This is a genomic window from Ancylobacter mangrovi, assembly GCF_024752355.1.
Lineage (GTDB): Bacteria > Pseudomonadota > Alphaproteobacteria > Rhizobiales > Xanthobacteraceae > Ancylobacter > Ancylobacter mangrovi.
Map to the genome: position 1 here is coordinate 243,413 of NZ_JANTHZ010000004.1, position 14,300 is coordinate 257,712.

The window sequence follows — 14,300 nt, forward strand, 5'->3', positions numbered from 1 at the left end:
AAAAAAGGCCCGGCGGGGCGACCTGCCGGGCCTTTTGTCGTCGAGTGGAGGCGGGAGGCTCAGGCCGCCGCCTTCAGCGACAGCGCGCGGCAGGCGGCCTCGATCCGCCGGCAGGCCGCGCGCAGCGTCTCGGTGTCCACCGCATAGGCGATGCGGATATAGCCGGGCGCGCCGAAGGCCGCGCCATGCACCACGCCGACATGGGCGGCCTCGAGCAGGTAGGTGGCAACATCGAGATCGCTGGCGATCACCCGCCCGGCGGGGGTCGTCGCGCCGATCATCGCCCGGCAGTCCGCGAACACGTAGAAGGCGCCCTCGGGCACGTCGCTCGCGAGCCCGTCCACGCGGGCGATCATGTCGAGCACGATGTCGCGGCGCGTGCGCAGCGTCTCCAGCCATCCGGTCATGAAGTCGCGCCCGCCCTCCAGCGCGGCGATGCCCGCGCGCTGGCTGATGGTGCTCGGGTTGGAGGTGCTCTGCGACTGCAGCACCTGCATCGCGGCGACGAGCCACGCCGGCCCGCCGGCATAGCCGAGGCGCCAGCCGGTCATCGAATAGCCCTTGGACATGCCGTTGACGGTCAGCGTGCGCTCGCGCAGCGCCGGCTCGACCGCGGCGGGCGTGGCGAACGCGCCCTCGAAGCGGACGTGCTCGTAGATGTCGTCGGCCAGCACCAGCACCTGCGGGCAGCCGAGCAGCACCTCGGTCAGCGCCTTCATCTCTTCCGGGCTGTAGACCGCGCCGGTGGGATTGTTCGGCGAGTTCAGCACTACCCAGCGGGTGAGCGGGGTGATCGCCTGCTTCAGCGCCTGCGGGGTCAGCTTCCAGCCGTCCGCGGGGGTGCAGGGCACGATCACCGGCACGCCTTCGGCGAGGCGCACCATGTCGGGATAGGACACCCAGTAGGGCGCCGGCACGATCACCTCCTCGCCCGGCGCCAGCGTCGCCAGCAGGGCGTTGAAGATGAGCTGCTTGGCGCCCGCCCCGGCGATCACCTCCTCGTCCGAATAGTCCAGCGCGTTCTCGCGCGCGAACTTGGCGCGGATCGCGGCCTTCAGCGCCGCCGTGCCGGCGACAGCGGTGTATTTGGTGTCGCCCTCCTCGATGGCGGCGATGCCGGCGGCGCAGATCGCCTCCGGGGTCGGGAAGTCGAGCTCGCCCTCGCCCAGATTGACCACCGCATGGCCCTGCGCGGTCAGGGCGCGCACCTTGTTGGAGATTTCGGCGGTGGGCGACGAACCGGCGCCGTTCATTCGCGGCGCAAGCCGGGCGTGGGACATTCGATGGCTCCTCAGTCAGGAACCCGCATTGTATCGATTGATATAAAATGTGCAATTAAACGGAAGGCAAAGCCGGGCCCGATTCCGCGCGGCCGCAGGGCGGGGCCGGCGGCCCGTCAGGGTTCGAACAGGCGCTTGGCAAGGATGGCGTGCACGCCCCAATTGCCGTCCACCACCTGGGTGATGCCGAAATCCACCGCCGCCGACATCAGCGCGATCGCCTCGTCCTCGTCGAGCCCCTTGGTGGTCATGAGGAAGCGCCGCACCTTGCGGAAGGCATCACGCATGGCGAGGTCGAGCGAGGATTTGTTGTAGACGTCGCTCTGCCCGTTGGCGCCGAACTCGGCGAGGTAGTTCGGGTGGCTGAACCCGGTCAGCACCCAGTTCTCCGGCGTCTCGATCAGCGGATAGGTGAGATCGGTGAGCACGGTGCCGACCGTATCGGCCTTCTTGTGGAGCACGACCCGGAAGGTGCCGGTCATCGAGCATTCGATCGCGGTGCCGGAGAGCTCGCCGTCGCCCTGCGTGGCGTGGGGGTCGCCCACCGAGAGCAGCGCCCCGGGCACGGAGACCGGGAGATAGACCGTCGCTCCCTTGCCCAGTCGCCAGTTGTCGAGGTTCCCGCCGAAATAGGCCGGCGGCACGGAATCGATCAGGTCCGCCTCGCGCGGCGCCACCGCGATCACGCCGAAATGGGGACGCAGCGGGATGCGTATGCCCTTCAGCACCTCGCGCCGCAGCGTGACGCCGGCAAGGTCCACCGGCACGCCGGGATAGTCGTAGAGCGCGTGGCGCACGCCGAACGGGTCGGCCTGCGGCTCCCAGCGGAAGGCGTGCACGGCCTGCGCATAGGGCTCTTCCGCATCGGCGAAGATCTCGTAGATCGTCACCGTCTCGCGCGGGCGCGGCTCGGTGAGGAACTCGGAATAGTGGTAGCCCCACCATGCCGCCACGCTGCTGCCGAACACCTGCCCGGCGAAGCGCGGGTTGCGCGATCCCCGCGGCTCGATGTCGAGTATGTTGACTTCCAGCACGTCGCCCGGCTCGGCGCCGCGCACCGCGATCGGCCCGGTGCAGATGTGCACGCCGAAGCCCTCGCCCGCCCCGCGCCCGAACACCGAGGCGTCAAGCGGCCCGGCGCCGCGGCGGTCGACATTCTTGGCCTTGGCGGTCCAGTGGAACACGCTTTCCGCGCCGGCATCGCCGCGGATCATGCGCTCGGGATCGTCGGAGGCGTGCTGGGTCAGGGTCTCGATCGTCACCGCGTCGCCCGAGCCGATCTCGATCAGCGGCTTCAGCGAGCGGCTGAAATAGCCCCAGTGCACGGTCGAGGCGTCGACCGCGAGGTGATGGTGCAGCGGGGCGTGGGCGGGCGCCGGCCGGGCCTCGCCGCGGCCGGACGCGGCCCCGGCGCGCTCGCCGCCCTCGACCCGGCCCTGCAGCGCGCGAAGGCGCACAAGTGCCTGCTGCGGCCAGCCCCGGTGGCCGCCGGTCGACACGCTGGCGCTCTGGCGGTCGGCCTCGCGCCGGCGCAGCTCGCGCGGCGGCAGACCGAAGCGCTCGCGGAACAGCCGGCTGAAATGGGCCGAATCCGAGAAGCCGTGGCGATAGGCGATCTCCGAGATCGGCACCGCGCTCTCGGCCGGATTGACCAGGTCGTGCCAGGCGCGCTGCAGCCGGCGCTCACGCACATAGTGGCTGAAGCTGTCGCCGGTGCCCTCGAACAGCTTCTGCACGTAGCGCTCGGAGATGCCCTCGCCCTGCGCGATCTCCGAGACGCTGAGCCCCTCGCTGCCGAGATTGCGCTCGATGCTGGCATAGAGCCGCTGCAGCAGCGCCGCCCGGCCCGAGGGCGTGTCCACATTGTCGGCCGCGCGCTCGCTCGCCAGCGCCAGCAGCCATTCGGCCGCGCTCTGCGCCACCGCCTCCCATTCCGGCTCGGAAAGGCGGTCGAGCGCCTGCGCCGCCGCCTCGATGGTGCGGGCGAGCACGTCCGGCAGGCCCTCGGGGTCGACGATGAGCGGCTGGACGAGGTGCAGCGGCGCGACCTTGCGGCCGCGGAACACGTCGGCCGGCACCGCCAGCACGAGGGCGCGCAGGCCGCGCGGGAACTGGAGCTGCCAGTCGCCGCTACGCGGGCCGAGCAGGAACTGCCCAGTGCCGAGTATCTTGCGGCCCTCGGCCGTGTGGAGGACGCTGCCGCCCTCCAGCGGCAGCACCAACAGCGGCAGGCCGGCACCGCCCGGGCCCGGGCGAGACGCCACCGGGCGCAGCGCCTGCGCTTCCGCCGACAGCCGGCCGAGCCGGACGCCGAGCGAGGAGGCGCGGCACATGGCAGTCGCGTGCGAGGGAAGGGCGGCCCGCCCCGCGAGCGACTGGAGCCCGAATCCGCCGAGAACCTCCTGCCAGGCGCGCTCACGGGAGTCCTCGGAATAGGATTCGCTCGTGAACGGCTGCGCATTCATGGTTCGAACCCCTGTGCAGGGGTTCGTCCAAGCAAGGATCGTGCCCTCAAGGAACCTCCGCCCGCCGGCTTCGGCCGGGTCAGCCGCCCGCGCGGCCGGCGAAGATCGCCTTGCGGATGGTGCCGGTCACGCCCCAATTGGCGTCGACCACCTGGGTCACCGCGAAATCGGCCGCCACCGACATCAGCGAGATCGCCTCGTCCTCGGTGAGCTTGTGCACCGTCATCAGGAAGCGCCGCAGCTTGCGGAAGGCGTCGCGCATCGCGTTGTCGAGGCTGGAGCGATTCAGGATCTCGCTCTGGGGGTCGGGACCGAGCTCGGCGAGATAGTTGGTGACGCTGAAGCCGTAAACCGACCACACATCGTCGGTCTCGAGCAGCGGATGGGTGAGCCCTTCGAGCACCGTGCCGGGCAGGTCCGCCTTCTTGTGCAGGACGAACTCGAACTCGCCGGTGAGCGAGATCTCGATCGCGGTGCCGGAGAGCTCGCTGTCGCCCTGCGAGGCATGGGCGTCGCCGCAGGAGAACAGCCCGCCGGGCACGGCGACCGGGTAGTACATGCGCGCGCCTTTGGCGATGCGCCAGTCGTCCATGTTGCCGCCGGTGTAGTTGGGCGGAATGGTGCTGACGAAATCGGCCTCGGCCGGGGCGAGCCCCATCGTGCCGAAATGGAGCCGCGCGGGCACCTTGATACCGGCGAGCACGCCCTCCTTCTTCGCGATGGTCGCGTGGTCGACCCGCACGCCGGGATAGTCGATGGTCGGGTGGACGATGCCGTCCGGGTCGGTCTGCGGCGTCCAGACATAGGAATAGAGCGCCTTCACCGCCGCCTCTTCCATGTCGAGCTCGTAGATAGTCACGCTCTCGCGCGGCTTCGGCTCCTCGATCAGGTCCTTGTACTGGAAGCCCCAGTTGGCCGCCGGGTTGGAGCCGAAGAAGCGGCCCTCATAGGCCGGGTTGGCGCTCGGGCGCGGCCAGGTGTCGATCACCCGCACCTCGATCACGTCGCCAGGCTCGGCGCCCTCGACGGCGATCGGCCCGGTCAGCAGGTGCACGCCGAGCCCCTCGCCCGAACCGTAGGTGAACGGCCCGTCGGTCGCCCCCGCCCCGCGCCGGCGCATGGTCTTCTTCTCGCCGGTCCAGAGGAAGATCTCCTCCGCCGCCTTGTCGCCGGCAATCATGCGCTCGTAGTCGTCATTGGCGTGGTGGGTGATGGTCTCGATCACCGCGCTGTCGCCGGACTTCAGCGTCAGCACCGGCGCCAGGGTCCGGCTGAAATACCCCCAATGGACGGTCTCGGGCGTGGCGGGCAAATGGTGCTTGGTCATGGCAAACCTCGGTCTGGAAGCGGTATGCGCGGCGGCCGGGCCGCCCTTCAGGGTTCGCGCCGCTATTCGGCGCTCATCTTGCTGAGGAAGCGCGCGGTGAGGGGGTGGCGGGGCGTGTTGAGCACCTGGTCGGCCGGGCCCTCCTCCACGATCCTGCCGCCGGAGAGGAACACCACGCGGTCCGCCACCTCGCCGGCGAAGCGGAGCTGATGGGTGGAGATGACCATGGCGAGCCCCTCCTCCACGGCGAGCCGCTGGATCACCTCCAGCACCTCGTTGACGAGTTCGGGGTCGAGCGCCGAGGTCGGCTCGTCGAGCAGCAGCACGCTCGGGCCCGGCGCCACCGCGCGGGCGATGGCGACGCGCTGCTGCTGGCCGCCCGAGAGGTGGCGCGGCAGCGCATCGGCGCGGTGGGCGAGGCCGACGCGCTCCAGCAACTCCTGCGCGCGGCGGTCGGCATTGAGGCGCGAGAGCCCCTGCACCCAGCGCAGCGGCCCGGCGATGTTCTCGCGCGCGGTCAGGTGACCGAACAGGTTGAACTGCTGGAACACCATGCCCACGCCCACGCCGGCGCGCATCTGCGCCACGTCGCGCGGGGAGAGCGCACGCCCGGCCTCGTCGGTGCCGAGGAAGCGCCCGCCGACGCGGATCGCGCCCTCGTCCCAGCCCTCCAGCCGGTTGATGCAGCGCAGCAGGGTCGACTTGCCCGAGCCCGAGGGGCCGAGCATCGCCACGATCTCGCCGGCGCGCACGGTGAGGTCGACGCCGGCGAGCACGGCCTGCGGCCCGTAGGACTTGCGCAGCCCCGTCACCTCGACCGCCACCGCGTTGCCGGCGAGGCGGCGGGCGCGGGCCTCGCGGTCGATGCCGCGCACATGCAGGTTCACCACCTTGGGCGAGGCCGGCGGCAGCGGGTCGGTCTCGATCTCCTCGAGGATCTCCTCGGCGACGTCGGCCGGCGTCTGCGGCGCCGCGCCGGCGGTGGCGAGCGCGCTCTCGCCGCGACCCGGCAGCAGCGCGCGCATGAAGCGGGCGAACTGCTCCTTCGGCGGGGGCCGATCGAGGTCGAGCAGCAGCTCGATGACGATCTGGATTACCGCGACGGCGCCGGTGAGCACCAGATACATCAGCCCCGAGGCGAAGAAGATGGAGAAGAAGTCGAAGGTCGCCGAGGCGAGCTGGGTCGAGCGCAGGGTCAGCTCCTGCACCGCGACCACCGAGGCGAGCGAGGAGTTCTTGAGCGCGCTGATGGTCTCGTTGCCGAGCGCGGGCACCATGGAGCGGATCGCCTGCGGGGCGACGATGCGGCGCATGATGGCGGCCGGCGTCATGCCCAGCGCCTGCCCGGCGCTGACCTGTCCTCGATCGACCCCGATCACGTTGGCGCGCAGGATCTCGGCGATGAAGGGCGCCTCGTTCAGCGCCAGGGCGAGGCTGGCGGCGGAGATGGCGGTCAGCTTGATGCCGATCAGCGGCAGGGCGTTGTAGCAGAACACCATCTGCAGGATCAGCGGCGTGCCGCGGAAGATGATGGAATAGCCGCGCGCGACGATGGCGAGGGCGCGGAAGCGGCTGAGCTGCATCCAGGCCAGCACCAGCCCCATGGCGAAGCCGCCGAGCAGGCCCAGCACGGTGATGAGCAGCGTGTAGCCGACCCCTTCCACGAGGTACGGCATGCTCAGATAATGTACGAAAAGATCCATCGGCCTGTTTTCACGGCGTTGGGATGGAAACGGCCGCGGGGCGTGCCGCGGCCGTTCCGGCAAGGGCCTTGCGTCAGTCGGCGAGCACCAGCTTGGGCGCCTCGATCTGGTCGGTGGGCAGGTTCCACTTCTTCATCATCTCGGCCTGCATGCCCGACTTCTGGATCTCGACCAGCGCCGCCATCACCGCGTCGCGGAACTCGGTCTTGCCGCGCGGCACGGCGATGCCCACCGAATAGGGCAGCGTCACCGCGGTCGCCTTGGCCAGCTTGTCGGGATAGGCCTTCACCGCGCCGTCGACCGTGTTCACGTCGTTGATGTAGGTGTCGGCGCGCCCGGCGAGGATCGCCTGGATGCAGTTGGCGTTGTTGTCGAACAGGAGGATCTCCGGCGCCGGCTTGCCGGCCTTCTTGCACTCCTCCTCCAGCGCCTGGATCAGCGGCACCTCGACATAGCCGGTGTTCTCCGCCGCCACCGTGCCGCACAGCGACAGGTTGATGCCGTCGATCTTCTTCGGGTTGCCCTTGGCCACCAGCACGCCGTCGAACACCTTCAGATAGGTGATGAAGTCGGCCGCCTTGGCGCGCTCCTTGGTGGCATAGATGTCGGAGATGACGATGTCGGCCTGGCCGGCCTGCAGCGTCGTCAGCAGCGCGGCGAAGGTCACCGGCTTGTAGGTGAGCGAGAAGCCGAGGCACTCGCCGATCGCCTCGCCGAGGTCGATGTCGAAGCCGATATACTTGCTCGGGTCCTGGGGATCGATGGTCTCGTAGCCCGGCGTGTGCGGGTTGACGGCGTTGGTGAGGGTCTTGCCCTTCAGGTCCGGATATTTCGCCTGCAGCGCGGCGCAGCCATCGGGCATCGCCGCCTCGGCCTTCCGGGGCAGCGCGCCGGCCGCGACGGCGAGAGCGAGTGCGGCGAACAGCGCGCCCCGCAGGCGCCGGGCGACGCCCGTGGAACGCACGCCGGCGGGCGTGTCGAATTTGAGTGCCACTGAACCTTCTCCTCTGATTCCGCGTGCTCATGGGCACGGTCACGGGTACCGAGGAGAGGATTGTCGCGCAGACGCGCCCGCCGGGCTTGTCTCAGGGCGCACCGATTATTGGATCGGGCGCCGCCAAGTTTCAGGCAGGAATTGCCCGTTTGTTAGGCGCCGGCACCGGCCGCCCGCCGTTTCCGCACGCCCGTTCCGCACGCCCGCGCGCGCTCACAGCCGGTAGGCGGAGCGGGCGAGGTCGGTGGCGAGCAGGCGGGCGATCTCGTGCGCCTCGTCCTCGTCGAGCCGGTGGCTGGTGACGAGCTCGGCGAGGAACGCGCTGTCGACGCGCCGGCTGACGTCGTGGCGCGCGGGGATCGAGCACAGCGCGCGGGTGTCGTCGTTGAAGCCGGCCGTGTTGAGGAAGCCGGCGGTCTCGGTCACGCGGCGGCGGTAGCGGCTGATGCCCTCGAAGCTGTCATGGAACCACCAGGGTGGACCGAGGAGCAGCCCCGGATAGGCCCCCGCCAGCGGCGCCAGCTCGCGCGCATAGACGCTCTCGTCAAGCGTGAACAGGATCAGCCGCAGCCGCGGGTCCATGCCCACCGCGTCGAGCAGCGGCTTGAGCGCGGCGGTGAAGCTCACCGGCTGGGGAATGTCGAAGCCCCGGTCGCGGCCATAGGCGGCGAACACGCCGGCGCTGTGGTTGCGGAACGAGCCGGAATGGAGCTGCATGACCAGCCCGTCCTCGGCCGACATGCGCGCCATCTCGGTGAGCATCTGGGCGCGGAACAGATCCGCGTCCTCGCCCTCGGCACGGCCGGCGAGGACGCGCTGGTAGAGCGCGGCGATCTGCGCTTCCGGCAGGTCGGCGGTGCGCGGCGTCGGGTGGCCGTGATCGGTGGCGGTCGCGCCCATGGAGCGGAAGAAGGCCCGGCGCCGGCGATGCGCCTCGAGATAGCCCTGCCAGTGGCCGATGTCGCATCCGGCGAGTTCGCCGAGGCGCTCCACATTGGCGCGGAAGCCCTCGAAATCCGGGTCGACCACCGAATCCGGCCGATAGGTCGGCACCACCCGGCCGGTCCAGCCCGAGGCTTGAACCGCCGCGTGCCAGGCGAGATCGTCGAGCGCCCCGTCGGTGGTCGCGATCACCTCGATGCCGAAGCGCTCATAGAGCGCGCGCGGGCGGTAGGCGGGATCGGCCAGCCGCTCGGCGATGGCGTCGTAGTGCCGGTCGGCATTGTCCGCGTCGAGCCGCTCCTCGAGGCCGAACACCTGCGACAGCGCGTGGTCGATCCACAGCCGCGAGGGCGTGCCGCGGAAGACGTGGTAGTTCTCGGCGAAGCGGCGCCAGATCGCGCGCGGATCGGCCTGCGCCCCGGCGCCGATGCCCAGCGCCTCGAACGGCACGCCCCGGCTCACCAGCATGCGCACGACGTAGTGGTCGGGCGTCACGAACAGCTCGGCCGGGTTCGGAAAGGCCGGGTTCTCGCCCCACCAGCGCGGTTCGGTGTGCCCGTGCGGCGAGATGATCGCCAGGTGCTCGATGCCGGCGAACAGGCGCCGGGCGAGGCTGCGGGTGTCGGGGTCGGCCGGGAACAGCCGGTCGGGATGCAGCAGCATGGCGATTCCTTGGCTCGGCGTTCCCTAGTTCATCACGTAGTCGGGCAGGAACAGGACCACCTGCGGGAACAGGATCATGATCACCACCACCGCCAGCACCGCCACGGCGAGCGGGATCATCTCCGCCGTGTAGTCCTTGTAGGAGCATTTCAGGATGCCGCAGACGGTGAACATCGACACCCCCACCGGCGGCGTCATCCCGCCGAAGGTGACGAGCGTCATCATAACCAGGCCGAAATGCACCGGATCGATGCCCGCCGCCGTGACGACCGGGACGAGGATCGGGGTGAGCAGCATCACGATCACCGTCGCCTCGACCAGCATGCCGAACACCAGCAGGAAGCCGGCGATGACGAACAGCAGCGACGCCTGGCTGGAGAACAGGCCGAGCGTCACCTCGGCGATGGTCTGCGGCACGCGCTCGAAGGTGATGACGTAGCCGAAGGCGCCCGACAGCAGGATGATCAGCATGATCATGCCGATGTCGCGCACGCTGGCGACCAGCGCGTCGACCAGCCGCTCGAAGGTGAGCTCGCGATAGATCACCATGCCGACGAACAGCGCGTAGGCGACCGCGAACGCGCCCGCTTCCGACGGGGTGAAGACGCCGAAGCGGATGCCCACCAGCAGCCACACCGGGAACAGGATGGCCCAGAAGCCGGCCCGCACGCCCGACGCCACCTCGCGGAAGGTCGGCAGGCGATCGTTCACCGGCCGGTAGTCGCGCCTGCGCGCGACCCAGGAGGTGGCGATCATCAGCGCGATGGTCAGCAGCACGCCGGGCATGATGCCGGCGATGAACAGCCGCCCGATCGAGACCTCGCCCAGGAAGCCGTACAGGATCAGCCCGAGGCTCGGCGGGATCGTCGCCGTGATCAGGCCGCCGATCGAGAGCAGCGCCCCGGTGAAGCCGGGCGAGTAGCCGCGCGAGATCATCGGCTCGCCCAGCACGCGCGACTGCATCGCCGCGTCGGCGACGGCCGAGCCCGAGATGCCGCCCATCAGCGCGCTGAGCACGAGGCTCGCCTGCGCGAGGCCCCCGCGCATCCAGCCCGCCAGCGTGGTGGAAAGGGCCGTCAGGCGCGGGGTGATGCCCGAGCCGTTCATCAGGTGCCCGACCAGGATGAACAGCGGCACCGAGAGCAGCGGGAAGGACTGGCTGGCGGCGACGATGCGCTGCACCGCCACCGTGTCGGGCATGAAGGTGCCCGGCAGCAGGAAATAGACGAGGCTGGCGATGCCGATGGCGAACGCCACCGGCGTGCCGATCGCCATGTAGCCGAGCGCGAGGACGAGGATCAGGGCCGAGGTCACAGGGGGTACTCCTGATCGGGGACTTCCGGCTCGAGGCTGTAGAGCAGGCCATGCGTCGCCAGCCGGCGCAGCAGCGAGACGATCATCAGCACCGAGCCGACCGGCAGCGCCAGCGTCACCCAGGCATAGCTGAGCCCCGACGTGCCCATCGGGCGCGCCCAGTTCGACATGGCGAGCTGGAAGCCGAGCCACGCCACATAGGCAAGGAAGGCGAGGATGCTGGCCAGGCTGACGACGATCAGCACCCGCCGGTAGCGCGGCGCGAGAGCGTCGGGCAGCGCGGAGATGCGGATATGGTCGCCGCGCTTGATCGTGAGGTCGGCGCCGAACATGCAGGTCCAGATGAGCAAGAGCTGCGCGATCTCGGGCCCCGCCGGGATGGGCACGCCGACCGAGCGGCCGACGGCGCCGACCAGCACGGCGGTCACCGTGCCGGCCAGGAACACGAGGGCGAGGATCTCCTCGACGCGATCGAAAATCTTCGACATCTTCCCCTCCCCAATGGTGCGGATGCACCATTGGCCATGCGGTGGTTCGCGGTTGAGGGACCCGTTACTGGGTCTTGTTGATGTAGGGCTGCAGCGCCTTGCGCGCGTCCTCGAGCCCCATCTTCTCGTAGACGACCGGCACCAGCGCGCTGAACTGGCTGACGTCGACGTCGTTCACCTGGACGCCGGCCTTCTTCATCATCTCCAGCACTTCCTTGCCCTTGGCCACGGTGTTGCGCGTCGCCTCGTCGCCGGCCGCGGCGAGTTCCTCGACCACGATCTTGCGCAGGTCCTCGGGCAGCGACTGGTACCAGGCTTCCGAGGTCAAGAGGCCGGTGAAGAGCTGGACGTGGTTGGTGAAGGCGAGGTTCTTCGTCACCTCGTGCAGCTTGATGCCGTAGGCGCCGGTGAGTTGGGCCTCGGCACCGTCGATGGCGCCGAGCTGCAGCGCCGAATAGACCTCCGACCACGGCATCGGCACGGCGGTGGCGCCCATGGCGTTGACGGTGGCGACCCAGCCGGGCGCGTCGATGGTGCGCACGCGCACGCCCTTCAGGTCGGCCGGGGTGTGCACCGGCTTGTTGGTGAACATCTCGCGCGTGCCCTGGAACCAGTTGTAGTTCAGCAGGCGCAGGCCCGAGGTCTTGGCCATGTCCTCGACCCACTCGTGATAGACCGGCGAGGAGGTGATGGCGGCGTACTGCGTGTAGTCGTCGACGAGGTAGGGCGCGGCGAGGATGCCGAGTTCCTTCTTGAACGGCGCGAGGCGGCCGGCGTCGACCAGCACGGCGATGTTGGCGCCGTTGCGGATCTGCTCGATCACGTCATTGTCCGAGCCGAGCTGCGAGCTCGGATAGATGGTGATCTTCACCTCGCCCTTGGTGCGCTCCTCGATCTTCTTCTTGGCGCTCTGCATGGCGAGCACCAGCGGGTCCTGCGCGGTCTGCGAGGTCGAGAGGTTGAGCTTGTAGTCGGCCATCGCCGTGCCGGCGAACAGCGTGGCGAGGCCGGCGGCCAGGCCCAGGGTCTTGAAACGGCTCAGTGTGCCATTGAACATGAGGCTTCCTCCATTGTGTTTTCGACGGCGCGCATCCCGCGCCTTGGTTCATGTGCCTTCGTTCACGCGCCTTTCACGCGTGCCGGGGCCCGGGCCACAGCCCGAGGCGCTCGCCCTCCGTCACGAACATCGCCACGTGGTAGAGAAGCCGGCTCAGCGCCTCCGGCTGCAGCACCCGCCCCTGCGCGTCGAGCTGGTTGCACCACACGGTGCGCCCCGCGAAGTAGCGCTCGAACACCAGCACCGCGATCTCGCGCGCGCGCCGTGCATCCTCCGCCGCATCGCTCGCCTCGCCACCCCGCTCGAAGCGGGCGACGAAGGCCTTGGCCGCCTCGGTCTGCGGCCACAGCAGGAAGGTCCCGGCCATCAGGGAGCCGTCCGCGGCCACGCCGTCATAGGCGGCGCCGCGCATCGGTCCCTCCGGGCAGAAGCCGAAGGCGAGCGCGAAGTCCATCATGCGCCCGGCGGCAGCGCGCACCGGCGCCGTGCCGCCGAGCCGCTCGTAGCGATGCAGCAGCCAGGCCCATTCGCACTGGTGGCCGATCTCGCGCCACGGCCCGGCCGTGCCCGGCGCGGGCGAAAGGTCGGGTGCGCGGAATTCCATGATCGTGCCGGTGTCGGCATCGAGGAAATGCTCCAGCGCCACCGCCAGCAGGCCGTCCGCGCGCGCGAGCCAGCGCGCCTCGCCGGTCATCTCGAACGCCTGCAGCGCCGCCTCGAACATGTGCATGTGCGGGTTCTGCGCCCGGAGCGGCGCGTCCGGCGCGGCGGGATCGGCAACGCCGTCATCCTCCAGCAGCAGCCCGCTCGCACGGTCCACCAGCCGGGTCTCGATGAAGGACCAGCAATCCTCGAGCGCGGCTGCGATCTCGGTTGCCGCCGCGGCGGACGGCGCCAGCCGGCCATAGGTCGCCAGCGCCAGCACCACGAAGGACTGGTCGTAGCTGCGCGAGACGCGGTCGCTCGCCACGCCGGTCGGCCGGCCGTCGCGGGCGACTGCCCGCACATGGCCGCCGGTGGCGGGGTCGAGGACGTCATCGCGCAGGAAGCGATACGCCGCATGCGCGCCCGCGAGCAGCGCCCGATCGTCGCCGCCCAGCGCCAGATGGGACAGGGTGAACAGGGTGCGCGCCTGCGCGAGGCAGGTCTTGGCCTCCCCGGCCGGCACGTTGCCGTCAGGCAGCAGGCGGTCGAAGAAGCCACCGAAGTCGGGATCGGCCGCGCGCCACGCCCACCAGGGCATCAGCTCGCGCCGGAACCACGCGGCCCAGGCCCCGGCATCGCGCCGGATCGGCGCCGGCGGCTGGCCGGGCTGGTGCAGCGGCGAGAGCACGGGGCGCGCCGTCATCGCGCGTCCCCCTCGGCCGGCGCGTCGAAGAATTCCGGCTCGGTGCGCGCGATCAGCGGCAGGTCGGTCATGATCTCCTGGAGATGGCCGCGCATGGCGGCCTCGGCCGCGCCCTGGTCACCGGCGGCGATCGCCTCGACGATGGCGGCGTGCTGGTCGATCAGCCGCTCGCGCGGGAGCTGGCGCGCGGTGAGGTAGCGCACCCGGTCCATCTGGGTCTTCAGGCCCTGCAGGATGTCCCAGACCGCGACCTGCCCCGCCGCCTCGGCGAGGGTGCGGTGGAACGCCTCGTCGAGCCGCAGGAACACGGCGGGGTCGCTCTCCTGCACGATCGCTTTCTGCTGCTCGATCAGGCGCCGCAGCGCGGCCAGCGCCGCCTCGGTGGAGGCGCCCGCGACCTGGCGGGCGATGTCGGCCTCGACCGCCTCGCGGATGAAGCGCGCCGTCATCACTGCCGCGACCGAGATCCGGCGCACATAGGTGCCGCGCTGCGGGCGCACCTCGACCAGCGATTCCTCGGCCAGCTTGATGAAGGCCTCGCGCACCGGCTGGCGGCTGACATTGTAGCCGACCGCGATCTCGGCCTCGGAGATGCGCGCGCCGGGGGGAAGGTCGCCGCGGATGATCCGCTCGCGCAGCAGGCGATAGAGCTGGGGGCCGACGGCCACGCCCATTTCCAGTCGCGTCGAATGCAGCTGCTGCGGCTTCATGCGTTCCTC

Annotated in this window: 11 protein-coding genes; all 11 read right to left on the reverse strand. The window is 70.2% G+C overall.

The features are described from left to right. Positions 1 to 59: 59 nt before the first annotated feature. Entirely contained in the window at positions 60 to 1,280 is a 1,221-nt protein-coding gene (locus tag NVS89_RS11850; RefSeq protein ID WP_258732956.1) for a pyridoxal phosphate-dependent aminotransferase, read from the reverse strand. Between the two features lie 116 nt (positions 1,281 to 1,396). After that, a complete protein-coding gene (locus NVS89_RS11855) occupies positions 1,397 to 3,745 on the reverse strand; it encodes an acetamidase/formamidase family protein (protein WP_258732957.1) in 2,349 nt (782 codons plus the stop codon). A 79-nt stretch (positions 3,746 to 3,824) separates the two neighbouring features. Beyond that, positions 3,825 to 5,072 carry an acetamidase/formamidase family protein gene (locus NVS89_RS11860; RefSeq protein WP_258732958.1) on the reverse strand — a complete coding sequence of 416 codons (1,248 nt, stop codon included), beginning with the start codon at positions 5,070 to 5,072 and terminating at the stop codon, positions 3,825 to 3,827. Between the two features lie 62 nt (positions 5,073 to 5,134). After that, on the reverse strand, positions 5,135 to 6,775 hold the full coding sequence (locus tag NVS89_RS11865) for an amino acid ABC transporter permease/ATP-binding protein (RefSeq protein ID WP_258732959.1): 1,641 nt from the start codon (positions 6,773 to 6,775) through the stop codon (positions 5,135 to 5,137). 73 nt (positions 6,776 to 6,848) lie between these two features. Further along, the gene (locus tag NVS89_RS11870; RefSeq protein WP_374114565.1) at positions 6,849 to 7,712 is read right to left on the reverse strand and encodes an ABC transporter substrate-binding protein; all 864 of its coding nucleotides are present in this window, start codon (positions 7,710 to 7,712) and stop codon (positions 6,849 to 6,851) included. A 270-nt stretch (positions 7,713 to 7,982) separates the two neighbouring features. Continuing rightward, positions 7,983 to 9,380, reverse strand: coding sequence for a glucuronate isomerase (gene uxaC, locus NVS89_RS11875; protein ID WP_258733028.1), 1,398 nt, complete (start codon positions 9,378 to 9,380; stop codon positions 7,983 to 7,985). Positions 9,381 to 9,398: 18 nt separating this feature from the next. Further along, positions 9,399 to 10,688: a TRAP transporter large permease gene (locus NVS89_RS11880; protein ID WP_258732960.1), complete on the reverse strand. Its 1,290-nt coding sequence runs from the start codon at positions 10,686 to 10,688 to the stop codon at positions 9,399 to 9,401. Beyond that, positions 10,685 to 11,176, reverse strand: a complete 492-nt coding sequence (locus NVS89_RS11885; RefSeq protein ID WP_258732961.1) for a TRAP transporter small permease — start codon at positions 11,174 to 11,176, stop codon at positions 10,685 to 10,687. Before NVS89_RS11885 ends, NVS89_RS11880 begins: the two co-directional genes overlap by 4 nt. Positions 11,177 to 11,240: 64 nt before the next feature. Beyond that, positions 11,241 to 12,233, reverse strand: a complete 993-nt coding sequence (locus NVS89_RS11890; RefSeq protein ID WP_258732962.1) for a C4-dicarboxylate TRAP transporter substrate-binding protein — start codon at positions 12,231 to 12,233, stop codon at positions 11,241 to 11,243. A 73-nt stretch (positions 12,234 to 12,306) separates the two neighbouring features. Beyond that, on the reverse strand, positions 12,307 to 13,581 hold the full coding sequence (locus NVS89_RS11895; protein ID WP_258732963.1) for an AGE family epimerase/isomerase: 1,275 nt from the start codon (positions 13,579 to 13,581) through the stop codon (positions 12,307 to 12,309). Continuing rightward, positions 13,578 to 14,291 (reverse strand): GntR family transcriptional regulator, encoded by a 714-nt coding sequence (locus tag NVS89_RS11900; protein WP_258732964.1) that lies wholly within the window; start codon positions 14,289 to 14,291, stop codon positions 13,578 to 13,580. Before NVS89_RS11900 ends, NVS89_RS11895 begins: the two co-directional genes overlap by 4 nt. Between the last annotated feature and the right edge of the window lie 9 nt (positions 14,292 to 14,300).

Bases quoted from the DNA above. Each gene is read 5' to 3' on its own strand.
- NVS89_RS11860 (WP_258732958.1), bottom strand. From the start codon at position 5,072: ATGACCAAGCACCATTTGCCCGCCACGCCCGAGACCGTCCATTGGGGG.
- NVS89_RS11895 (WP_258732963.1), bottom strand. From the start codon at position 13,581: ATGACGGCGCGCCCCGTGCTCTCGCCGCTGCACCAGCCCGGCCAGCCG.
- NVS89_RS11865 (WP_258732959.1), bottom strand. From the start codon at position 6,775: ATGGATCTTTTCGTACATTATCTGAGCATGCCGTACCTCGTGGAAGGG.
- NVS89_RS11855 (WP_258732957.1), bottom strand. From the start codon at position 3,745: ATGAATGCGCAGCCGTTCACGAGCGAATCCTATTCCGAGGACTCCCGT.
- NVS89_RS11850 (WP_258732956.1), bottom strand. From the start codon at position 1,280: ATGTCCCACGCCCGGCTTGCGCCGCGAATGAACGGCGCCGGTTCGTCG.
- NVS89_RS11890 (WP_258732962.1), bottom strand. From the start codon at position 12,233: ATGTTCAATGGCACACTGAGCCGTTTCAAGACCCTGGGCCTGGCCGCC.
- NVS89_RS11885 (WP_258732961.1), bottom strand. From the start codon at position 11,176: ATGTCGAAGATTTTCGATCGCGTCGAGGAGATCCTCGCCCTCGTGTTC.
- NVS89_RS11900 (WP_258732964.1), bottom strand. From the start codon at position 14,291: ATGAAGCCGCAGCAGCTGCATTCGACGCGACTGGAAATGGGCGTGGCC.